At 51.0% G+C, this 23,282-nt stretch carries 21 protein-coding genes; 14 read left to right on the top strand and 7 right to left on the bottom strand.

The annotated features are described in order from the left end of the window. Positions 1–7: 7 nt before the first annotated feature. From IPN95_10035 to IPN95_10025, 3 genes are all read right to left on the bottom strand, one after another. Positions 8–3,082, bottom strand: coding sequence for an SMC family ATPase (locus tag IPN95_10035; protein MBK9449739.1), 3,075 nt, complete (start codon positions 3,080–3,082; stop codon positions 8–10). Then, complete coding sequence (gene sbcD / locus IPN95_10030; protein ID MBK9449738.1) at positions 3,079–4,314, bottom strand: exonuclease subunit SbcD; 1,236 nt, start codon at positions 4,312–4,314, stop codon at positions 3,079–3,081. Before sbcD ends, IPN95_10035 begins: the two co-directional genes overlap by 4 nt. A 117-nt stretch (positions 4,315–4,431) precedes the next feature. Beyond that, the gene (locus IPN95_10025) at positions 4,432–5,025 is read right to left on the bottom strand and encodes a YceI family protein (GenBank protein MBK9449737.1); all 594 of its coding nucleotides are present in this window, start codon (positions 5,023–5,025) and stop codon (positions 4,432–4,434) included. Between the two features lie 304 nt (positions 5,026–5,329). Here IPN95_10025 and IPN95_10020 point away from each other — a divergent pair, with 304 nt between their 5' ends. The 7 genes from IPN95_10020 (at position 5,330) to IPN95_09990 (ending at position 11,464) form a co-directional block, all read left to right on the top strand. Further along, the gene (locus IPN95_10020; protein ID MBK9449736.1) at positions 5,330–6,721 is read left to right on the top strand and encodes a PhoH family protein; all 1,392 of its coding nucleotides are present in this window, start codon (positions 5,330–5,332) and stop codon (positions 6,719–6,721) included. 160 nt (positions 6,722–6,881) lie between these two features. After that, positions 6,882–7,583 carry a TonB family protein gene (locus IPN95_10015; GenBank protein MBK9449735.1) on the top strand — a complete coding sequence of 234 codons (702 nt, stop codon included), beginning with the start codon at positions 6,882–6,884 and terminating at the stop codon, positions 7,581–7,583. 71 nt (positions 7,584–7,654) lie between these two features. Continuing rightward, positions 7,655–8,032, top strand: coding sequence for an energy transducer TonB (locus IPN95_10010; GenBank protein MBK9449734.1), 378 nt, complete (start codon positions 7,655–7,657; stop codon positions 8,030–8,032). 116 nt (positions 8,033–8,148) lie between these two features. Continuing rightward, positions 8,149–8,982 carry a TonB family protein gene (locus IPN95_10005; GenBank protein ID MBK9449733.1) on the top strand — a complete coding sequence of 278 codons (834 nt, stop codon included), beginning with the start codon at positions 8,149–8,151 and terminating at the stop codon, positions 8,980–8,982. A 34-nt stretch (positions 8,983–9,016) separates the two neighbouring features. Next, positions 9,017–9,817: a TonB family protein gene (locus tag IPN95_10000; GenBank protein ID MBK9449732.1), complete on the top strand. Its 801-nt coding sequence runs from the start codon at positions 9,017–9,019 to the stop codon at positions 9,815–9,817. 48 nt (positions 9,818–9,865) lie between these two features. Beyond that, on the top strand, positions 9,866–10,276 hold the full coding sequence (locus IPN95_09995; GenBank protein MBK9449731.1) for a SufE family protein: 411 nt from the start codon (positions 9,866–9,868) through the stop codon (positions 10,274–10,276). Positions 10,277–10,279: 3 nt separating this feature from the next. Further along, positions 10,280–11,464 (top strand): aspartate aminotransferase family protein, encoded by a 1,185-nt coding sequence (locus tag IPN95_09990; protein ID MBK9449730.1) that lies wholly within the window; start codon positions 10,280–10,282, stop codon positions 11,462–11,464. Between the two features lie 3 nt (positions 11,465–11,467). On the opposite strand, the gene IPN95_09985 is transcribed toward IPN95_09990, so the two are convergent. Further along, complete coding sequence (locus tag IPN95_09985; GenBank protein MBK9449729.1) at positions 11,468–11,950, bottom strand: type I restriction enzyme HsdR N-terminal domain-containing protein; 483 nt, start codon at positions 11,948–11,950, stop codon at positions 11,468–11,470. A 75-nt stretch (positions 11,951–12,025) separates the two neighbouring features. Between IPN95_09985 and IPN95_09980 the strand changes: the two genes are divergently transcribed. Together IPN95_09980 and IPN95_09975 are read left to right on the top strand one after the other, a co-directional pair. After that, positions 12,026–12,556, top strand: coding sequence for a TonB family protein (locus IPN95_09980; GenBank protein ID MBK9449728.1), 531 nt, complete (start codon positions 12,026–12,028; stop codon positions 12,554–12,556). Between the two features lie 89 nt (positions 12,557–12,645). After that, the gene (locus tag IPN95_09975; GenBank protein ID MBK9449727.1) at positions 12,646–13,761 is read left to right on the top strand and encodes a PD40 domain-containing protein; all 1,116 of its coding nucleotides are present in this window, start codon (positions 12,646–12,648) and stop codon (positions 13,759–13,761) included. A 99-nt stretch (positions 13,762–13,860) separates the two neighbouring features. Here IPN95_09975 and IPN95_09970 read toward each other — a convergent pair whose 3' ends face one another. Beyond that, the gene (locus IPN95_09970) at positions 13,861–14,439 is read right to left on the bottom strand and encodes an N-acetyltransferase (protein ID MBK9449726.1); all 579 of its coding nucleotides are present in this window, start codon (positions 14,437–14,439) and stop codon (positions 13,861–13,863) included. Between the two features lie 412 nt (positions 14,440–14,851). On the opposite strand from IPN95_09970, the gene IPN95_09965 reads away from it, so the two are divergent. The 3 genes from IPN95_09965 to IPN95_09955 all read left to right on the top strand — a co-directional run bounded on the left by IPN95_09965 (position 14,852) and on the right by IPN95_09955 (position 18,368). Continuing rightward, complete coding sequence (locus tag IPN95_09965; protein MBK9449725.1) at positions 14,852–15,493, top strand: sigma-70 family RNA polymerase sigma factor; 642 nt, start codon at positions 14,852–14,854, stop codon at positions 15,491–15,493. A gap of 8 nt (positions 15,494–15,501) precedes the next feature. Further along, on the top strand, positions 15,502–17,553 hold the full coding sequence (locus IPN95_09960) for a hypothetical protein (protein MBK9449724.1): 2,052 nt from the start codon (positions 15,502–15,504) through the stop codon (positions 17,551–17,553). Positions 17,554–17,912: 359 nt separating this feature from the next. Next, positions 17,913–18,368, top strand: a complete 456-nt coding sequence (locus IPN95_09955) for a hypothetical protein (protein MBK9449723.1) — start codon at positions 17,913–17,915, stop codon at positions 18,366–18,368. Between the two features lie 17 nt (positions 18,369–18,385). Here the strand turns inward: IPN95_09955 and ygiD are convergent, their stop codons facing one another. Continuing rightward, positions 18,386–19,150 (bottom strand): 4,5-DOPA dioxygenase extradiol, encoded by a 765-nt coding sequence (gene ygiD / locus IPN95_09950; protein MBK9449722.1) that lies wholly within the window; start codon positions 19,148–19,150, stop codon positions 18,386–18,388. Between the two features lie 341 nt (positions 19,151–19,491). Here ygiD and IPN95_09945 point away from each other — a divergent pair, with 341 nt between their 5' ends. Then, the gene (locus IPN95_09945) at positions 19,492–20,829 is read left to right on the top strand and encodes a beta-glucosidase (GenBank protein ID MBK9449721.1); all 1,338 of its coding nucleotides are present in this window, start codon (positions 19,492–19,494) and stop codon (positions 20,827–20,829) included. Positions 20,830–20,923: 94 nt separating this feature from the next. Here IPN95_09945 and IPN95_09940 read toward each other — a convergent pair whose 3' ends face one another. Next, positions 20,924–21,877 carry an ankyrin repeat domain-containing protein gene (locus IPN95_09940; protein ID MBK9449720.1) on the bottom strand — a complete coding sequence of 318 codons (954 nt, stop codon included), beginning with the start codon at positions 21,875–21,877 and terminating at the stop codon, positions 20,924–20,926. A 355-nt stretch (positions 21,878–22,232) separates the two neighbouring features. On the opposite strand from IPN95_09940, the gene IPN95_09935 reads away from it, so the two are divergent. Then, positions 22,233–23,282, top strand: coding sequence for a DUF3089 domain-containing protein (locus IPN95_09935; GenBank protein ID MBK9449719.1), 1,050 nt, complete (start codon positions 22,233–22,235; stop codon positions 23,280–23,282).

Here is a 23,282-nt window from a genome sequence, read left to right as displayed (position 1 = left end):
CAAGGCGCTATTCCCAACTCCCCTTCACCAAGCTTCCTCTTTCCTCCGTCTGCGTGACCTTCAGATACACCTCGATTTCCTGTTGCATTTCCTCCACGTGAGAAATCACGCCGACGATTCTGTTTTCCTGCCGGAGTTGCTTCAAAGCTTCAAAGACTGCCGCAAGGCTCTCCTTGTCAAGCGTTCCGAAGCCCTCGTCCAGAAAGAAAAAGTTGTGGCTGCTGCCGCTGTGTTGCTGCACGTTGTCGGCCAAGGCAAGCGCCAGACAAAGGCTCGCCTGAAATGTCTGACCGCCGCTGAGTGTTTTCACGCTACGCGTTTGCCCGCCGTTGAGCATGTCGCGCACGAGAAATTCGTTTTCTGTACCCAGCTCGAGGCTCAGCGCATTTCGGGTGAGTTGCCGAAAGCGCACATCTGCGCGCGCCACAAGCTCTTGCAAATATTTGGTCGAAACGTATTTGACAAAGCCCGAACCGACAAACAGCCGCTCCAAGATCTTCAAGTTTTCCAAGCGGCGACGTTGGGCTTCCTGTTGCCCTTCGAGCGCCTTGCGTTGCGCCAATTCCTCCCGAATGCGCTTCAATGCTTCACGCAGCAAGGATTGACGCTCGGTTTTTTCATCGATTTGGACTTTGGATGCCAGGATCGCAGATTCCGTTTCGGCATGTTTTTGGGCATTGTATTCCTCGTTGCCAGCCTGCGCGACCAGCATCGCCAAGGCAGATTCGGCGGTTTGGAGTTCCATCTTGAACGCGGTGACGGCTTTTTGCTCGGATTCCAAATCGAGGTTCCAGCCCAAAATCGATTCCACCTCGGCGACCGAAGCGAAGCCGGAGGCTGAAAGCATTCCAGCGATTTTTCCTTGATTTTCGCCAGCATCCTTTTCCAAACGTACCAATTCGGCGTTGGTGGAAAGCTGCCGCTGCTCAAGCTCGACACGCTTCAAATCCAAGTTGCGCTCGGTTTCCTGCGTCGTCGTGTTGGCTAGTTCGATGGATTTCAGCTCTGCGCTCAATTGCTGACTTAACCGTGCAATTTCCTCCAATGACAGCTGCAAATCCGATTCGGAGACAAAAACCGTACGTTGCTGCAGGTGGCTGTCGCGGAGTCCGACGGATTGGCTCCTATCTTCCCGAAACTTCCCCAAAGCTGCTTGGTACCGCTCCTGATTGCCCAGCAAAGTCTCCAACTCCTTGTCGATGGCTGAACGCTGAGATTCGGTTTCAACAATTTTACTTTTGATTTTGGCAGCCTCAAGCCGGTCAGATTCAGCTTTGGTCGCGTCGCTAGAATCGTATTGTGCCCAAAGAAATGCCTTCGAATGTTCAGCGATCAAATTTTGAATCCGGACCGCCTCTGCCTGCTGATTGGATAATTGCTTTCCCTTTTCCTCCAGCCTCACCGTAATTGCATTTGCGGAGGCAAGTGCACGCTCCATTGGCTTCAGCTTTGCCTCCAAGGCATTGATCGTCAATTCACTGGATTTTATTTTCTCAACGGCCTCCCCGGGATGATAGGGCGCCGGATGATGCACAGCCCCGCACAAGGGGCATGGATTCCCCGCGGCCAAATCGACCGCATAGGCTGCAAGTCCCTCCTTGTGCGTGATCTGCTCCTTGTCCAAGCGCGCAGCTTGAATCTCCGCTTGGATTTGGTCCAATGCCGTTTGCAAGGCTACTGAAAGCATTTCACCCGTGTGATCTGCTCCCAAATGCGCTTTGGCAAGGGACAATTGTTCCGACAAGAGTTCCGAACGCTCCGCTTCAATGGCCTTCCCTTGGGCGTTGGATGTCTCCAACTGCGTCTGCAGGTTGCGGCGTTGTTGGTACCATGCCAAGGCTTCGTTGACTTGCGCTTCATCGGGCATCGCTTGCCGCAGGGTGGCGATGGTGCTGTCCGCCGTTTCCTTGGCTTCCTTCTTTTCCTTGATCGCCTGCGCTTCCGTCAACAGCAAGGCCTCGCCTTTTTTCAGGCGTTCCTCTACGGCAACCAAGGCATCGGTCGCCTTGCGAATGGCCTCCAAATGCGTACAATCCTTGATTTTGGCTTCCAATTCGCCGCGAGCTTCCCATGCCAATTTTGCCTTGACTGCTGCTTCCCGGGCAGATTTCAGTTGTGGAAGGAGCAATTCAAGGTCGGAAACGGTCTTCGAATGGGCATTTCGGGCAAGTTCCAATTCGCGGGTCAAGCGCTTTTCCGTGTTGATCCATTCGCGGAAGTCCAGCACCACCTTTTGGAATTGATTCGCTTTGGCCTCCCTCCGCTCCCATTCTTCCTTTTTGGAAAGCAATGAATTGAGCGTTTCTTGAATTCGAAGGCGATCATCCGCCAGCTTTTTCAGTTGCCGAATGCTTGCGACAGCCGTTTCCAGTAATTGAAGGTGGACTTTTTCCTTATCCAGCGAATCCCCGATTTCCAGTAATTCTGCCTCTTTGGCGGCCATCTCCTCCGGATTTGTCTCGGTCAGCGACATCAATTGGCCTTGTAAAACGGAGAGGGCGGTTTCGGTTTCCTTGATCAATTGCCCGGTCGGAATGGACAATTCGAAGCGATCCAGCCCAAACAATTCCCGCAACATACGCGTGCGCTGGGTCTCGCCCATGTGCATGAATTCCTGGAATTTGCCCTGCGGAATGATGATGGTCTTGATGAAATTCTCGTAGGAGAGTTTCAGGATGGATTCCGCATCGGTCGTGGGAAGTGGCTGCCATTCAGCATCTTTCCAGATGGAGGCCGTGCGTGCTGGCGAACGTACATCATCAAACTTCTTGGAATTGCGCGTGTGTCGGACGCGGAATTGGTAAAGGCTTTCCCCTTCGTTGGTGGCGGTTTTGAATTCGAAGACGATGAGCATTTCCTGCGATTGCAGGTTCATCATGTTGTAGGAGCGCTTGTCGCTGCCACCCAATCGGGCTGTTTCGCCATACAAGGCGTAGGTCATGGCCTCCAAAATCGCCGATTTCCCGCTCCCCACTGCTCCGAAGATGCCGAAAAGATGGTTCTCAGCCAGCTTGGTGAAGTCGATGACCTGTTCTTCACGGTAGCTATACAAACCTTTGATGGTCAGTTTCAATGGAATCATTTCGACACCTCCTTCCTTTCGATTTCGCGGAACAAGTCCATTAACTCGGCATTGGCTTCGACGCCCTTTGAATGCAGGAAATAGTCTTGAAAAAGCTCCTCACGGGTACGGCTCACGTCGATGGCCTTTCCGTGAACTGCGCCGATACGTTCCGCATTGGTAAAAACCGGAATCGGACCTACGACCCTGGAATGGGCCGTCATGATCTGTCGACGGTCCTCGGCGCTGATATAATTTTCCGTTTCGATCGACAATTCGACATAACATTCCTGGTTTTCGCGGAGCCATTCGACCGCTGCCGCCGGATTTGGAAACTGCCTTCGCAGGACGGGCAAGCCCGATGTGAGTGCCACGGGACGGTATTGCGCTGGTTTTCCGGGCATGACTTCGACGATCACGACATTTTTGGACCTTGGTGCAGCATTTTGACCACGCGTCGGAAAAGAAAATGTGAGCGGACTCGACGAATAAACAGCAGGACAAGGCCCGCCGGGCATGTTGCAATAGCCATGGATATGGCCCAAGGCAGCATATTGGATGCCTTCGGGCAAGTTTTGGGTGTACACCATCGAGGTCGGACCCATGGATTTTTCCTCGGCAGTATTCTCGTCGGGAACCTCGTCTCCTTGCGACATTACCAGCAAATGCGCCACGAGCAGGTTCACGCCTTGGTCATTGCAATGCCGGTAGGCGAGTTCCTTCCAATGCGCCTCGAGCAATTCACGCATCTGGGCTTCAGGCCTTTCTGCGCCGAGATCTTTGCGGAGACGGCCTTCGTTGGCGTAGGGCGTGAGCAGGAGCCGCAGCGGATAGCCGATTCCAGGCACAGTGAGCGTGAGGAAGCCCGGTTCGCTATGGGTGACCGCAAGACCGGATTCGAGTTGGAATGGGCGCACTTCCGAATGCGGAAATCCTGCCAGAATGATGCCGCATTCACGGGCGAGTGGGTCGGGTGCCTCGATGCGGTCTGGCGAATCGTGGTTGCCGGCGATGGCGATCACAGGCCGTTTTCCGCCATTGGCGAGGCGCTTCAAGGTCTGGTAAAACAATTCGGTCGCCTCGATCGGAGGATTGAAGGTATCGTAAAGATCTCCGGCAACGAGGACGACGTCAACATTTTCGGCATCGGCGATGCGGCAAATTTCGTCCATCACCTGCCGCTGCTCGGGCAACCGGTCAAAGCGGTCGAGGCGCTTGCCCAAGTGCCAGTCTGCTGTATGCAAGATTTTCATGAAGCCAATTTCTGGATTGGCGCGGTTTGTTGCTGAAAAAGTTGTCCAGATGGATACAAAGAAAATTCCCGTCTCAGCTTTCACCAAGACGGGAACTCCTGTTTTCAATTCGCTATTTTATTTCTTAGGATGCATCTCAAGCATGACATTGATCTTGACATCGTTGCTCACCATACCGCCGCCGTCTGGCTGGCCCACGCCGTAGTCCACACGGTTGATGGTGAATTCAGCGGCAAACCCTGCGGTGGCTCCGCGTGGGTCTTCTTTACTGCCCAAAAATTCGAATGGGATTACCACGTCTTTTGTCACACCGCGTACCGTCAATTTGCCGGCAGCAAAGTAGCCATTTTTGGATTTTACCTTTTTGTTGACGGTGATGCCAGTGGATTGGAATGACCACTCCGGGTATTTGGCGACATCAAAGAAGTCTGGGCTTCTCAAATGACCTTCCAATTTATCCATGCCCATCACCACAGAACTTGCATCCAGCGTACCATTGATTTTGGTTTCTAGCGGCTTTGTAGGGTCGAAGGTTATCTCAATGTTGAACTTCTTGAAGACACCCAACATCGGTGTGACGACGTGCTTGACGGTGTACATCACAGTGGAGTGTACCCCATCGCTTGCCCATACTTGAGCCTTGGAGGTCATTGGAACAGCCAAAAAGAGCGCTGCCATGGCGAAAACGAACAGGTAGGAAATCTTCTTCATCTTGTTTTTGAGAATATACATTGTGCTTTAATCGAGTTGGGATGATCCATCGGATCCGTCCGCAAATATAGGTGATAACAATACATGTATATACATGTTTTATTCTATCAGCACTTTTCTTACATCCGGCATTCATTTTCCGCCTGGGAACGTATTCCGGTGTGTAGACTACGATTCCAAGGTATGCCATTCTGTAAAGTGGTCATTCGAATGCGACTTCTCCCCAGCCTGTGAAGAAAGTTTGCTCCTGATTGGCATTACACATGGATAGATTTGGTTATCACACACGTTAATGAAGGTATCTATGTTCCAAACCCAAGAATCAGCCGGGAACACCACCCCAAAACGTAACGCTCGTGCAAAAGTCAAATCGAGTAAGGACCGCAAAATTTTCGTGCTGGACACCTCGGTGATCCTTTACGACCACAATGCGATCAACTGCTTTCAGGAACACGATGTCGTGATTCCGATCACCGTCCTTGAGGAATTGGACAACTTCAAGAAGGGCAACGACATGATCAACTACGAAGCGCGGGGATTCATCCGCATTTTGGACGATCTGTCGGGCAAGGATTTGATGAACCAATGGACGGAGATCAATGGGGATTCTCACGGAAAATTTATGGTCGCCATGGGCCGCGAAGGTCATTTTGATGCGAACGAAGTGTTTGGCGAGCAAAAAGCCGACCACCGGATCCTGAACTCCGCCTTGGCGATGCAAAAAGAGCATCCCCATCGCAAGGTGGTGATGGTGACCAAAGACATCAACCTGCGGCTCAAAGCCAAATCGGTAGGCTTGCATTCGGAGGATTATACCACGGGCAAGGTCAAAGACATCGAAAAGCTGGACAATGGCTTCAGTTTGATGGAAGGCCTGAACCACGAATTGATCGACAAAATCTACCGCACCGACGGCATTGATCCCAGCGAATTGGGCCTCTCGAACGTGCGCTCCAACCATTATTTCATCCTGAAAAATGGGAAAAGTTCGGTGTTGGCATTCTACAATCCGATCAGCAAATTGATCGAGAAGGTTGAAAAGCGTTCAGCATATGGCATCACGCCCCGGAATGCAGAGCAGGCCTTTGCCTTGCACGCGGTCCTGAATCCGAATGTGCGTTTGGTCTCGCTCATGGGCGTGGCCGGCACGGGCAAGACCCTGCTCGCCCTCGCGGGTGCGATGGAGCGTCGCCGCGAATTCCGGCAAATTTACATGGCACGCCCCGTGGTGCCGCTCAGCAACAAGGACATCGGCTACTTGCCGGGCGACATCAAAAGCAAGCTCGATCCTTATATGCAGCCGCTTTGGGACAATCTGAAGTTCATTCAGAGCCAATTCAAGGATGCGAGCCCTGAGCAAAAGACGATTACGGAAATGGTGGAAAGCGAAAAATTGCTGATCACGCCACTGGCTTACATTCGCGGCCGCAGCCTCTCCCGTATCATTTTCATCGTCGACGAAGCCCAAAACCTCACGCCGCATGAGGTCAAGACGATCATCACGCGGGCTGGCGAAGAGACGAAGATCATCTTCACGGGCGACGTGCGGCAGATTGATACGCCTTATCTCGACTCCGAATCCAATGGCCTCAGCTACCTGGTCGACAAAATCAAGGACCATCCGCTGGCAGCACATGTGACGCTGCAACGCGGGGAGCGCTCCGAATTGGCCAATCTGGCGAATGAGTTGCTGTAAAATTGCATGCTGAAAATTTGGCCACCAAGGCACGAAGACACGAAGAAATATCGCTTGACTTTGTGCCTTTGTGTCTTCGTGGCCAAAATCTAACGGCAGGATGGTACGGTTCTTGCATTCGGGAAATGTAAATTTTCCAAAAGCACTATCTTTGTCGTCTATGAAAACGATTTTCAGCCTTTTGTTTGCCGCATTCCTTCTTGTTTCGACACAGGTCAAGGCCCAGACCGAAACGCCCCCCGAATGCTTGAATTGCGAGGCGGTCCAACAAAAGATCGGATTTCCGCTCGAAGCCAAGCGCGCAGGTGCATCCGGCAAGGTCATCGCAAAGATCACCGTCGGCCCCAACGGCAAGGTCGAATCTCACCAAATCACGGAATCTCCCTCTCAGTTGCTCAGCGACGCCGTTTCAGCCCATATCCCCGAACTGAAATTCACCCCGGCAAAAAAGGAGGGCAAACCGATCAAGTCGATTGTGATGTTGCCGATTGTGTTTGATGCAGGTAACAGTACCAAGGTATTCACCTCCCTCGACGAAGCCTTGACGACCACCGAAGTCGTGGAAACGCTGGACCTCAGCGGTCAGAAGCTCAACACCCTGGATCCAAGGATTTCAAGGTTGACGAGCTTGACCAAGATCATTTTGGACGACAACAATTTCACCGAAATTCCGAGCGTCTTGGCCAAGCTGCCTGCCCTCGCGGAAATCGAGATGAACGGCAACCAAATCAAGGCTGTTCCCGGTTTTCTCAAGAAAATGAAGTCTTTGCGTGCCTTGGACATCAGCAACAACGACATCCCTAAGGCTGCGATCGACAAGGCAAGAGAAAACCTTGAGCATATCGAGTTGCTGACGGATTGATTTTCCACGCTTCGCCCCAAAACCCATACTTTTTTAGGGTTCCCTTTCGTTGATGCTGGAAAATGATCAGCATGCGACGAATTACGCTTTTGTGTTTCTTTTTGGTTGGAATCTGTGCGGAAAAAGGTTTGGCGCAGGTCAAAGAAGACAAGACGCCGGGACCACAAGAATTTATCCTGTTTGAAAGGGAACCTGTCCCACTGAACCTTGATTCGGTCAAGCAACTCATTCGGCATCCGCAAGCTTGCATCGAAGGCAAAGTCATCGTGCGCCTTCTGATGGATGAAAACGGCAAATATATGAAGCATATTATCCTCAAAACAGCGCATCCGATGTGCACTGAAGCTGTCGAACCCGTCTTGCACCTTATCCGTTTCACGCCCGCCTTGATAGAAGGCAAAGCGGTCAAGTCCTGGGTGACAATTCCGTTTAAGTTTGGATATGAATAAATAAAGACGGTGAGGTAACTCCGATGTTTGGCTTACATCCGAAATCCAGAAATTCATCGAGGTTTTGAAAAATTGGATGAAAACATTAACTTGGTATTGAATTCAAAACCAATGTCATGCTACATCCAAACGTCATTCGCTATTTAATTTTTTGTGGACTTTTGTGGCTTCCAACTTGGAGCTTTTGTCAGGTTAATGAACCGCGCGAGATCGGTCCTAATGAATTTGTTCTCTTAGAAAGGGAACCCGAGCCTATCAATATGAATGAGCTTACGAGGATGATCGGGTATCCACCCGATGCAAAAGCCTCAGAAATTCAGGGGAAAGTGATCATAAGAGTGCAAATTGACACAAAGGGCAATTACGTGAAGCACATTATTATCAAGAATCCGCATCCGATCTTGACCCAAGCCGTCGAATCCAAAATTGCATTCTTGAAGTTCAAACCAGGAATTCAATACGGAAAGCCCATCAAGGTTTGGGTCACAATTCCTTTTGATTTCAAACTCTTGCCTTCGGATGCAGTGGAAACGGTGGAACCCAAGAATTTGAAAAGAGTTGCTGAGGATATTGCCAAAACCTCGTTTCATAGTCTCGATGAAGCACTTTTGGCAGATCCTGCCAATGTGAAGGAGCTTTTCCTACACGGAAAAAAACTTACAGAATTCCCGATGGAGGTGCTGAATTTTCCGAATTTGCGCCGACTTGAACTTGGTGATAATCAATTGACAACAATTCCCGTGGAGATTGCCCAATTCCATAGTTTATGGTACTTGGGCCTCTCCAGGAACCAACTTACGCACTTACCCGACGAAGTATTGGGAATGCAGCGGTTGGAAAAAATAATGGTTGATGGAAACCTGTTCCCCAAAAGCCTGCAGAAATCAATGGTCAAGTCACATGGTGAACTGTTGTTCCCCAAAGACGACAAAGGCAAAGTGCAATGGTGAAAGGCAACTCCTCTCAAGCTCCTCACATAAGACCATGAAAGTCAACATACTCGCAATTTTCCTTCTTCTTTTGCTCTGCGGATGTGACAGCCTCAGCACAGATCAGTCGGGCCCCGAACCCGACCCGTTCAAGCCTCAATTGCTGGAAAAGGAGCCTTGGCCAGACAATCTTGACGAAATTCGGCAGTCAATAGGTTATCCCGCCATGGCAAAGGAAGCGGAAATCGAAGGGACCGTAGAACTCAGAATCCTCATCGATGAAGAAGGAAATTATGTCAGGCACGTTGCACTGAAAGAAGGTCATCCTGCATTGCTGAAGGCAGTTGCGAGAGAAATCCAACGATTGCAGTGTGATCCTGGGATTCAAGCTGGAAAGCCGGTGAAGTGTTGGATCACAATTCCCTTTAGGTTTTCTCTTGACCAAGGCGATCCCGAGCCGGAAGTCGAAGACAGTTTGAAAACGGTATTCCAAAATGTCAAAGAGGCCTGCGAACATCCTTATCCCAATAAGATTTTGGAAATTCATGGACATCGAGAAGGCTTAAAATCCTTCCCAATGCCCATTTGGAAGATGGTCAATCTCACTTATTTGGAACTGAGTAGAAATGAAATTGTCTCGATTCCAACAAACATCAAAGACCTGAAAGAACTCACATACCTCGGCCTTAGCAATTGCCAATTGAGCCACCTACCGGATGAACTTTGGAAACTTCCCAAACTGGAGAAAGTAATGGTCGATGGCAATCGGTTTCTCAAAGGTACCCGTGATTCTTTGGAGCGATTCCATTTGGCAAAGCTGTTCCCCAAAGACGACAAAGGCAAAGTGCAATGGTAATCCCTCCCAAACCCGCATTTCCCCTACCTTTGCACCAAAATCGGTGGCATGACCATTCAAGAGATACAAGAAGAGATCATTGGCGAGTTTGAATTCCTCGGTGATTGGGATGACAAATACGAATACATCATTGCCCTTGGCAAGGATCTTCCCGCCTACCCCGAGCAGTTTCGGGACGAAGACCACAAGGTGCGTGGATGCCAAAGTCAGGTTTGGCTGCATTATTCTTTGAATGACGGTCGAATGCATTTTGACGGCGACAGCGACGCCATGATTCCCAAAGGATTGATTTCCTTGCTCTTGCGCATTTTCCAGGATCAACCGGTAGCAGAAATTGCAACGGCGAATCTCTATTTCCTCGATAAGATCGGTTTGTCGCAAAATCTCAGTCCGACCCGATCGAATGGGCTTGCCTCGATGGTCAAAAAAATCAAATTGGTCGCCGCCGAAAACGCCTGATCCATGGACCAACGTCAGCTTTTCCTGCGCCACGTCGCTCAAACTTCCCAAGCGCCGATGCTCGTCGAGGTTGCCCGCGCCGAAGGCTGCTTCCTTTATGCACCCGACGGCAAACGCTACCTCGACCTGATTTCGGGAATCGGCGTGAGCAATGTCGGCCACTGTGCGCCTGAAGTGGTCGCGGCCGTGCAAGCGCAGGCGGCGCGCTACATGCACACGATGGTCTATGGCGAATTTGTCCTGACACCGCAAGTGGCACTTGCCACGCTGCTCGCAGACCAACTCGGCCCGACCCTCGACAATGTTTACTTTGTCAACAGCGGCTCCGAAGCCGTCGAAGGTGCCCTCAAACTCGCCAAAAAATTCACCGGCCGCTCCGAAATCATCGCTTTCCACAACAGCTACCACGGTTCGACTCATGGCGCGCTTTCCGTCACTGGTGCTCCCGGCCTCAAGGAAGGCTACGGCCCTTTTCTGCCCGGGGTGACCTTCGTCGAATTTGGCTCGCACGCTGCGATTGACGCGATCCATGAAGGCGTGGCCGCCGTGATCGTCGAGCCGATCCAAGGCGAGGCGGGCGTACGCTTGGGCACGCGCAATTGGCTGTACGCCCTCCGCACGCGCTGCGACATCACAGGCACGCTCCTCATTTTTGACGAAATCCAAACCGGATTTGGCCGGACAGGGGACTTGTTTGCCTTTCAGGGCTTGGGTGTAATTCCCGATATCTTGCTGATGGCCAAGGGAATGGGCGGCGGCATGCCGATCGGCGCTTTTGTTTCGCGTCAGGAGGTTTTGCAGGTGCTCACGCACGATCCCGTTTTGGGGCATATCACGACATTCGGGGGACATCCGGTGAATTGCGCGGCCGCCTTGGCGGTTCTGAACAAGATTTTGGACGAACGCTTGGTCGAGCGGGTGGCAAGTTTGGAAACGATCATTCAGCAAGAATTGAATGTGCCCGGCGTGTTGGAATTACGTGGAAAAGGCTTGCTCTATGCTGCCGAGGTCGGCGAATTTGATCGCGTCTTGCGTGTGATTGCGCGGTGTTTGGAGCATGGCGTGATCACCGATTGGTTTTTGCATTGCAATACCGCCATTCGGATTGCGCCGCCGTTGGTGATTTCGGAGGATGAATTGCGGGATGGCCTGCGAATCCTTGCAGCTGCCATCTCTGCTGAAAGCTGAATTTCAGGACAATAACCGTTCTGCTTCCCCAAACCATGCTTCTCCACCGGGCAAATCCGGATCGGGCAAGGTTAATCCAGTCCATTTTCCGGGTTGCGTTTGCGCAAAAGCCAACAGTTGCGGCCCATTCGTCAGGATGAGAATGCGTGCGCCGATCTTGTGGTTGTACACGGAAATCTGTTGCACCACGGCATCGTCGATGGGTACACGCGGCTCCTTGCATTCACATAATATAAAAGGCTTGCCGGAACGGTCATAAACAAGTAAGTCGTAGCGCTTGCGCCGGCGGTCGTAATTCAAGCCCTTTTCAAGGCTGATGAGTCCCTTGGGAACACCACAAACGGTGGTCAGAAATTGAATCAGGCATTGTCGAACTTGCTCTTCGTGGGTCAAGACGAGCCATTGCTTCCGGATGCCATCCCAAACCTCTGGCCCTCGCGCACTTGCACGGGTCTCAAGCTGAAATTGGGGAAGTGATTGCGGCATCAGACGTCGGACTTTTTTCTACATTGCAAGGTAAAAAAGAAAGCCGTTCCAACCACCGCTAAATTTGATCCGCCGATGACCCGAAAGTTCTTGAATTCAATCCTCGTGTTCGCGCCCATGGTGATTTGGATGTCATCTTGCTCACCTGCTGAGAAACAAACTGAATCCAAGGAGGACGACCTGTCCCAATTGATTGAGATTCAACCAGGGGAGGCACCACCTCCGCTTGACTTTTCTGCAGAGGACGTGGAAGTCATTGAGAGGGAGGAATCGGAAGTGGAGAGTGACGATTCCATACCGGGCATAAATGATTTTGTGCTGCTGGACAAGGAGCCCGTCCCGCTCAACCTGAATGAGATCAAGGGACAAATCGGTTACCCGAAAAAAGCGAAGGATCAGGAACTTGAAGGCAAGGTTGTGGTAAGAATTTTGCTGGACCGGCAAGGAAATTACAATCGGCATTCGCTGTATAGCGATCCACATCCTATTTTGAGCCGCGCAGTCACCTCGCAAATCCCAAACCTAAAATGCACTCCAGGCATGCGAAGTGGGAAGCCCGTTTGGTGCTGGGTTACCATTCCTTTTGACTTCAGGTTGATTAAATAAGAGAATTTCCATTCGTTGCATTTCCCACCCACGAAATTTCCTACCTTTGCGCCGCATTTGATATCTGCATTTTGAAAATGAAAATTGTAATGAAATCCGGCGCCGCGCTTCTCGTATTGATGGCGGCCTTGTTGGCAACAAGCTGCAACGAAACCGCAAAACAGGGAAATGGCGAAGGTCAGGACTCCACCAAGGTGGACAGCATTCCGGATACCCTGCGCTATGAAAGCGAGCGCCACTTCAAAAATGTGCGCCGATTGACCAAGGGCGGCAACAACGCCGAGGCTTATTTCAGCTTCGACAGCAAAATGCTCTCCTTCCAAAGCGATTTTGCCGAATGGGATGCCAAATGCGATCAAATTTTCATGATGCCGATTGCAGGAACCGTCGGTGCCGTGCCTCAGCGCATCAGCACAGGAAAAGGCCGTACCACCTGTGCCTACTTCATGCCCGGCGACAAGGAAATCCTGTATGCCTCGACACATTTGGCCGCCGACACCTGTCCACCAACGCCTGAGCGCAAGGTCGATGGCAAATATGTCTGGCCGGTGTATGACACCTATGACATTTTTGTTGCCGACTTGAAAGGCAATTTCAACCGTCAGCTCACCAACACAAAGGGTTACGATGCCGAAGGCACCGTTTCACCTGACGGAACAAAAATCGTGTTCACTTCGACGCGCAGCGGCGACCTCGAACTTTGGACGATGAACATCGATGGCAGCAATCCGGCGCAGATCACCAATACGTTGGGCTATGATGGCGGTGCCTTCTTCTCCCCTGACAGCAAGAAGTTGGTCTGGCGCGCCTCGCGTCCTACGACGCCTGAAGATCAAAAGAGCTACAAAGACTTGCTGAAAAAAGGCTTGGTCGAGCCGGGCGCATTGGAAGTATTCGTTGCGAATGCCGATGGATCCGATGTGAAGCAAGTGACCAATATCGGCAAGGCCAACTGGGCCCCGAGCTGGCACCCTTCTGGCGAGAAAATTATCTTCGCCAGCAACCACAAAGGCGAAAAAGGCCGTCAGTTCAACCTTTTCCTGATCAATGTGGACGGAACTGGGCTGGAGCAAATCTCATTCGACGGTACGTTTGATGCATTTCCGATCTTCTCCCCTGACGGCAAGTACGTCGCATTTTCCAGCAACCGTTTCAACGGCGGCGGCCACGACACGAATGTGTTCTTGGCAGAATGGGTGGAATAACAGTGTGAGAGGGAGCGTGAGAGCGAGGGCGAGGAGCAGTTCGAGGGGGTGGCTCTCGAGGAAATTTCAATTAGGACAAGTTTGATGATTTTGCGGCAACTAGCGCAAGGCTAGCAAGTCGAAATACATGAACCTTGTTCTTAAAATTTGACTTCCATCCATTTGGTGGTATTCCTTCTCTTGATCTTCGGAGCTGAAAAGAAATTTGAAATCATTCTTTTCGTAGTATCGGAGGACTTGAGCTTCGTTGTAAGCATCAACGACTAGAAATCTACAACGGTCCCCGTCTTCCTGTATGCAGTTTATCTTGATTACCATCATGAGCTGCGAACCTATACCCGAAGCTTTAAATTTATTGCTGACCCCCAATCGTCCGATCAATGTCGCTGGGAATGATCGAATATGCTTTTCTCTAGGAATTCCATCACGGATTTTCCTTTTTCGATTGTTGGGCAAGTCATAGGTTTTGATACTGTCATTTGAAAGCGTGTAGGCACAAACGATTTCACCTCCGGACTTGGTCGAAAAATAATAAGTGCTACCTAGGAGTTGCTCCGCGTACTGCAAAGCATCGGAACGAAAGAAGTCGTTCAGGTCTTCGTTCCCACAATCAAACTCAGAAATCGGATTTGACGGCGTTAGTTTGTGCCATTCGCAGTCCAGTGCGAGATCGATCATCTCTAAAATTTTGCATTTTTTCGCATTTGGGCCGTCTGCGCCATCATTGCTTCAATCTTCCTTTTGGAGAATTTGGCCTTGACAGTCTTAATCTCCTTGAGAAAGCGCTTCGCCGATTCTCCCGTCAACACTGGGGTTCTTCTTATTTCTAGTGCCATGATAAGCAAATATACAACTTCATTCCCAAAAACTGATCAGGATGGCCCTCATTGAAGTCCTCAAATATGAATTCGATTAGAAAATGCGCCACCAATGGGCATTTCCGCAACAAAATCATCACCCAGTAATCATTTCGTCGAAAAATTGGAGCATTCCCCAACAAATCAACAACCAATACAAGTTGTCGCCGTATCCACCCTACGCGTTGTTACCAAATTGTTTTAGATTTATCAGTTTCTGAGTGAGAATCAGGATGCAAAAAGCGCAGGACACCCCCACATACGAGTTGCTGAGAGCACAGCGCGGAAAGGCCGTGCAGATCTTGTATGAGCGGTATGGACGTAAACTATATTCCTATGCTTTGAGTTCTTGGCACCTCGACGAAGACACAGCTTGGGACATGATCTACGAGACTTTGTACAAGACCGTAGAGAAAATCGACAGCTACGAATTCAACTCGGAGAAAAAATTTGGCAGTTTTCTGTTCACGATCTTTTGCAACAACCTCCGTCGGCATTACCGCGACAACAAGAAGCGGGAAGAGAAGCTCAGTTTCAGCACATTCAATGAGCAGAACTTCGAGGCTTCCAAAAGTGATCCTTTGATGCAGACGGAACGGAAAGTGCAGGAGCTGATGGTGGAGGCCTCGATGGATGCCTTCCGTGAACCGGATACTGCGGGAGACTCGCTGATGCAGATTTTGGATGCTTGCCTTGCGAAATTGCCCGATTGGGAGCGTGTATTGCTCCTGTTGCGCAGCCAAGACATGCCCTACACCGAGATTGCAAGGTATGTGCACAAGCCTGCCGAGCAGTTGAAGGTCTACCATCAACGGGCTAAAACAAAATTGGAAAAGCTGGTCGAGGAGGCACTCACCTCCGTCGGTCAGGATTGAAACGCGAAATGGACTTCCAAGGAAAAAATAACGCACACGATGCTCTTGACGAAATCCTGAGGCGCTACCTCGCGGAGCATGATGTCGCTAGTCCGGATGGCGAAGGCCTGATGGAAATGGCGACCAACTCCGTGCTGGCACAACCGCCCAAGATCACGCCTTCGGCAGCCAAGGAGGCCGAGATGATCGCCAAGCTGCAAGCCAACTTCCCGGCCAATCCAGTTCCCGGCCCGACAAGCCCGGGAAAAATTTTCCGCTACGGCTTCTATGGCTTGGGTGCCCTTGCCGTGCTCACGACTGCAATCCTCCTGATATTCAGCCCATTTTCCAGTGAAAATTCCGGCTTGCCCAATCCGCAAGTCCATGAAAATACAATCGGTAGCACTCCTGCCCTTGGCGGCGATGCCGGCGACTATCCCGAAACGGAGGCGCCCGCCGATGAAAACTTATCTAGTCTGCTCGGAGACGGTAATTCTGAATTGAATCTTCTGCCCACAGGAGAATTAGGCACAGGTAAGGGAAATCAGGGTCTGACCACTCAAAATGGCTGGATTCCAACCCGGAAAACTCCGGTCAAGGGTTCCAAGTACCCTGATTACCCTACCGCCTCCAACGATGTTGGCTTGACGGTCACCACGCCGGCATTCGAAATTCCGGTGCGTGAAATGGATCCGTTCCCACTGCGGGAACTTTATTCGCAGACCGCCACCCAAAGTGGATTTTATCAGCTTGAGCCCAACAATGACCACCTGCTGCAATGCCCCAAAGGCACATTGTTGCACATTCCACGCAACGCTTTTGTCGATGCAGCGAGCGGTGAATCGGTGACGCAAACGGTTCAAGTCGAATTGAAGGAAGTCTACAACCGCTCGGATTATTTGAATTCCAATCTGACGACTTTTTCCAACGGACAACAATTGGTTGCTGGCGGAGCGGTGTACATCGATGCCACCGCTGCAGGTCGTCGCCTCAAATTGGCCCCTGGAAAAGACATCTATGTAGAGTTTGCGCCCAATCGCAATGTCGAAACCCATGACATGCAGTTGTACCACGGCAACAGCAACGACAAGGGTGAGATCAGCTTGGCGCCGGTCGGAGGCAGGCAAAAGAAAATGATCTTGATGCCGTTGGAAAATCTGTATCTCGACGAATTCTGGTGCGATTGCGATGGCGAAAAGTACTGGAATGTGCTCCTCAACCAATTGGCAACCTATCCGGAATTCTCCAACTCCTGGGTTTCTACCCGCGAATTCAGGCAGCGGATGCGCGTGATGCGCGACATGGGTTACTATGAAGCCGGATTGGCAACGTACTTGGACAACTTGGACAAGGAGCTTTGGAAAGTGGACCAAATGGTTGCCAATCAACTCGTTGTCGATGCAAAAGGCCGCAAAAGCCAGGATGCAGAGATTGCCTACTTCAACACGTTTGCCCAGCAAATGCTCACCACGACCGAAAACTACAATGATTTCGGAGTCGATCTCACAAAGGCAGATGCAAGGCGGCAACTCCTTTACCGCAGCGTCAGCAAAGAGGAAACCGAACGGTTGATTCGCATTGCGAAGTTGCGGCAAGTCTTTGTGAGCTCTTTGGAAGACAACCTCATCCTTGGCCACAACGGGAAAAACAAGTATTTCCAAGGCCTCCGCAAAGGCAAGTTCCAGAAAGCCGGAACTGAATTGATCTCAGGATATCTGATCCAGGAATTGGGTTGGAATGCATTGAACAAGGTTGCTGCCAACGAATTCGCTGGGAACAATCACCGCGAAATCAAGGTCAGGTTGACGGGCCGTGTCGCTTATGAAAGCACCCGCGCCTTCATCGCCTTCACAGATATCAATTCGATCATGGCCGGCAAGCCTACCACGGGACAGCTTCATCGTTTTGGCCGGGTTCCGGAAAAAATGGATGGATGGATCGTAGTGATCGGATTCAAGAATGCCATGCCCTACCTCGGCATGACGCGTCTCCCCAATGATGACGGCGACAAAATCGTGCAGGTCACGATGGAAGAAACTCGCTTTGATGAATATTTGACTGCCCTCAAAACGCTCGATTAAGGTCGAAACCAACTTTTCTGGCTGCTGCCTGAAGTTCTTTTGTGGTTAATTTCACATTGTTTTCCCCTGATTGTCCTAGGAAAATTTGCAGGCAGCAGCCAGGAAAGAATCACAGATCAATGCCCTGCATGACATGACGCTGAACGGTGCCATGATATGCGGGGCAATTGTTCTTTTCAGCAATTTTTTCCTTTTCCGAATTTCCCTAAATTTGGCTCGAAGTCGGAGGCCTGAATGCAAACTTGCTTTCCCCTGTTTTCGACCCCGCCGATTTTGGCAACATTTTGAATCTGTCACTCCCCGAAGCGCATCGTACAAACGTGCCGCTCTGGGGTTCGATACATAAAGCATTAATTAGAATGTCTTTTCTCAAGAAAATTTTTCCGTTTCTGTTCAAAAAGGAACAAAACGAAAGCAGTCCGAAGCCAGCGTCCAAACCCGCTTCAAGTTCCAAGCCTGCGCCAAGCTCCAAAAGTCCGGCTGCCAGCAAAACCGCTGCGCCATCCGAAGGCTCCGAAAAGCCAACCTTTGCCATCACCGGTTACGGAATTGTCGCCCGTGCGCGCAATGCCCGCGGACTGCGCAAGGGCTCCAAGGTCTATGTCAGGTCGATTTTGGAGGATGGAGACCGCCTACGCGTTCGGGGCACTGCTCCCAACGGAAACAAGGTCACCATTACCGTTCCGCGCCGCACCCTCGCCGATTACCAGTCTGAAGGCGTGCCGGAAAATGTCGAAAAGCACTACGACAAACATAGCTTTTTCAAGGAAGAGCATGAGGCCAAAATGAAGGCCGAAGCCTTGGGAAAGCACTGATTTTCAGCAATAAATTCTTATCCGATTTGGAAACTTCGCATACTCAATGTGCCGTAGCTGAATCCTTCGTGGAAAAAATTGAGTGAATCGGATTCTCCGCGCATAGCAATCGCATACAGCAAAGGCAAAAAATGGTCGTTGCTAGGATGCGCCAATTCGGAGACTTTGCCCCAATTGGAATAGTTGATCAAGGCTTTGTCGTCTTGTCTTTCCAGAAAATTTTTGACACGAATGTCAAACTCTTCTGCCCATTCCGGGACGACGGCATCTTCTTCCTTGGCCATCAGACCCAGATTGTGGGTAATGTTGCCACTTCCGATCACCAAAATACCCTTGGCGCGGAGGGGTTGCAGCAGCTTTCCGATGCGGTAAACTTCCTCCAGACTTCTTGCGCGGTCGATGCTTAGTTGCAGCACTGGAATATCGGCATTCGGGAAAAGATGCATCAAAACGGAATAAGCACCATGGTCCAAACCACGATCCTGGTCCACCATCGGGTCAAATTTCACGATGGCATCGCAAACTACCTTGGCAAATGCCGGTGAACCTGACGCTGGATAGCTCACTTTGTACAATTCGTCGGGGTATCCAAAAAAATCATGGATGGTTGCAGGTTTTGTGCTGGTTGTGACAAAACTACCGCGGGTCAACCAATGCGCAGAAATGACCAAAATAGCTTTAGGACGCGGCAATTTCGGACCCAAAGCCCGAAGTGCGCGTGTGAAATCATTGTCGGCGACAATGTTCATCGGGCTGCCATGACCTACAAACAAGGCGGGCATCAGCCCTTCGGTTGGCGGCAAACTCGATGCTGCTTCGATCCAATGACGCAATCCAAGGATGCCTACACCGGTAAGGCCCAAAGCTTTGAGGAATTCCGACCGTTTCATGCTGGCTAAAATACAAAATTGCAGGTCGTTTTGCAGCAAATTCGGTAAGAATCGCCGTTTGCGTCAAAGGATCACCATTTAAGAATGAATGCACTTCGAAATCGTCGCCCGTCTGGACAAAATCACTATTTTGGAGCATGGATCGCAAAGAATGGCTCAAAATCGCCGGATTAGTCGGCGCGGGATTGTTGGCAGGCCAAGGTAAAGCCTTGAACTGGAGTGCTGAACAAGAAATGTTGGGCAGCGACTTCGGGGAGGATTTCCTTTGGGGTGCAGCCACAGCGGCCTACCAAATCGAAGGCGCTTGGAACCAAGACGGCAAAGGCCCTTCGGTATGGGACACCTTCAGCCACAAAAAAGGGAAGATCAAAACCGGTGAAAATGGCGACGATGCCTGCGATGTTTACCACCGTTATCCCGAAGACATCGCGCTGATGCAGCAAATGGGCCTTCAGAATTTCCGGTGCTCGATCGCTTGGTCACGGGTTTTGCCAGAAGGAAAAGGCACGCCCAATGAAAAAGGAATCGACTTCTATGAGCGCATGGTGGACAAGGCCCTTGAATTGGGTGTAAAACCGTGGATGACGCTCTACCATTGGGATTTGCCGCAAGCGTTGGAAGACAAAGGCGGATGGGTCAATCGCGACATTCTGGGCCATTTTGCCGAATACACCGACTTGATGACGCGCAGGTTAGGTGACCGCGTCAAGGACTGGATGGTGCTGAATGAGCCGTTGGCATTCACGAGTTTGGGCTATTTGTTGGGCATTCATGCGCCAGGGCGCAGGAGCATCCGTGCATTTGTGCGCGCCTGCCACCATGCCGCCATGTGTCAGTCCGAAGGCGGCCGCATCATTCGCGCCAATGTGCCCAATGCCCACGTGGGCACGACCATCAGCGCGAGCCCGATCCATCCCAAGGAAGACAAGCCCAAACATATCGAGGCCGCCAAACGTGTCGATGCCTTGATCAACCGCATTTTCATCGATCCGGCATGCGGATTGGGTTATCCGACGGAGGATTTGCCCCTGATTCGCAGCATTCACAAACACATGGAGCCGGGCGATGCGGAAAAATTGGCCTTCGAATATGACTTCATCGGTCTGCAGTATTACACCCGCCAAGTCGTCAAATCCTCGCTAATTCCCTTCATCCGGGCCAATGTCGTCAAGCCCGTCAAGTTTGGCGTCGCAAAAGAGGACCTCACCGACATGGGCTGGGAAGTTTATCCCGAAGGCATCTACACGTTGCTGAAACGCTTCGCCGCCATGCCGACCGTGAAAAAAATCATCGTCACAGAAAACGGTGTCGCATTTCCCGATAAAGTCGACGGCGACCACATTCACGACCCGCGGCGCATCCAATTTCTCAAGGATTATCTTGCCCAAGTCCTGAAAGCCAAGCAAGAAGGCGTCAATGTCGCTGGCTATTTCGTCTGGAGCTTCATGGACAACTTCGAATGGGCAGAAGGCTATATGCCAAGATTTGGCTTGGTTCACGTCGATTACAAAACCCAGCAACGCCGCATCAAGGACTCAGGAAACTGGTTTTCAGAATTTATCAAGAAATGATGAGAATGGGGAATGGGGAATTGAGAATGGAGAATTGAGAATTGAGAATTGAGAATCAGGTTAGGAATTGAGTTTTTAACTTTCTCATTTTCATTCACCGAAGTCTTCCTCCTCTTTCCGTTAGGAATTCTACCATGGCGGATTGGCCTTCACGGTAGGCGAGCCCGGCGGGGCTGAGATCGTGGTGATCGCGGGGATTGAGGTCGGCGTGGCAGTCTTCAATGAGGGCGCGCGCGGCCGGAAGGTTCCCCTTGGCAGCTGCGACGTGCAGCGGGCATTCGCCCACAAAATTCTGGATTTCGGGATCTGCCTTCAAGACACAAAGCTTGATAATTGCCATCGAATCGGATTTTGCAGCGCATTGGTGCAGAACGGTTTGCCCCAAATTGTTGGTCGCATTGATGTTGGCGCCGTGAGCCGCCATCCATTCGACGACCTCCCAATGCGCACTTGCCACGGCGAGAAAAATCGGCGACTCGCCCAAGTCATTGATGCGATTGGGTTCCGCGCCTGTCGCAACGAGCAGTCGCACGAGCGGTAGATTTCCATTTTCGGCAGCTTCATGCAGCGGTGTTCCTTGCGGACCGGGCGCGTAGACATCCGCATCACGTGCGATCATTTTGGTAACCAGCTCGGTATAGTCTTGCATCACAGCAAAGTAAAACGGCGAAATCCCGTCGATGGCAGGACCGTCAAACTTTGCATTCGCGTCGAGGAGCAAGACTGCGGCTTCCTGATGGCCGTTGAGCATGGCCCACCACAGCGGAGACTTGTCTCCTTTTGCAGCATCGGGCAATGCGCCAGCCTCCAACAACAGCCTCACGATCGCCGGATTTCCGCCTTTGGCGGCCGATTCGATCGGGAACATGGAACCGCCCTCGGGAAGGACATCTGCCTTTGCTCCGCCATCAAGCAGGCGTTTCACATTGCCCACCTCCTGCCGCTCGACCGCATCCAACAAGGCAGCATTGTGCGAACGACAACTGGATAGGACAAGGAGTCCTCCCAAAAGCAACAAGCAGAGACGCGTGTATCCCAAAATCTTCAAACCCTTAAGTTATTGAATCAAAAATAAGTTCATTTCCGCAAGGATGCACATTCTGGCGGAGACATTCTTTTGAAAAAACGCACATTTTCCAGCACATTGGCCTCTGCCTCCATGTTTAGTTTATTGTACAATCCACAGGGTTATTCAGAAATTATTGGGCAAAAACGCATGTCGGGGCGCGCAAAAAACCGATGATCTTGCACCTGTTATCTCAAAGACAACTTCTTGTTGTTGCTGTAAAAAAGACATTAATTCCGTATTATAATTCTTGAGGGTCCAGGAACGCCCGTTCCTGACCCTTTTTTCTTTTTAGTCCCTGCCCAAATCCTTTCATTTTGGCTAATTTTGCGCCTCGATGAAAGCTAATTCCAAAATCTTCGCAGTCACTGCCCTCGTTGTGTCATTTTCCGGTTTGATCGCCGGATGCAGTTTCACCAAAGCACCCAAAAAATCCTGGAGCGAGGAGTCATGCCCGGTTCCGCCCGATTACGGCAACCTCGAAAATTGGGCCGCACATCCTGAGAAAAAGGATTTCGCAGATGGAACTCCCCTCCCATCACTCAAGGATGGGCAATCAGAATCCGCAGTGGATGTATTTTTCCTCCATCCGACGACATTGTTTGGGAAAAAAGAATGGAATGGCGACTTGACGGATGCAAAACTTAATGGCCGCACTGAAAAAACGACCATCAAGCACCAAGCCAGCATCTTCAATGGTGCCGGGCGCGTCTTTGCTCCCCGATACCGCCAAATGGTCCTCGGCGCCTTTTTTGACAACGATGACCGCGTCTCCAACGGAAAAGCCTTTCATACAGCCTATTGCGACCTGAAAGCCAGTTTTGAGTATTACATGGCGAACTTCAACCAAGGTCGCCCGGTCATGATCGTCGCCCACAGTCAAGGTTCGGCGCATGCCATCCACTTGCTCAAGGACTATTTTGACGACAAGCCGCTTCAAAATCAATTGGTTGCGGCCTACATCGCCGGATGGCCGGTCCCGGCGGATACCTTTTCTGTGTTGAAGCCCTGTTCTTCGCCCGAGCAAACGGGCTGTTTCGCCTCATGGTGCAGCTTTGAATGGGGGACGGCGCCCAAACATCCGCAATGGTATGACGGTGCGACGGTCGTGAACCCGATCACGTGGCGGATGGATACGCTCCCCTCGGAACTGAATTCCCACAAAGGAACGGTGATGGGCAGCTACGATGAAGTTTATGAAGGCGCTCTAAAAACGCAAGTGCACGGTGGCTATCTCTGGGTCACCAAACCGGATGTCAAAGGAACAAGCATCATCAGCAGCAACAACTTCCACATCGCCGATTACAACCTGTTTTGGCTGGATGTGCGCGAAAATGCGATTCTCCGGGCCAACACGTATTTGCAAGAAAATTCGGCTGCAAAATAA

Source organism: Bacteroidota bacterium, assembly GCA_016718825.1.
Taxonomy (GTDB): Bacteria; Bacteroidota; Bacteroidia; order J057; family JADKCL01; genus JADKCL01.
This window is presented reverse-complemented; position numbering and strand designations above follow the sequence as displayed.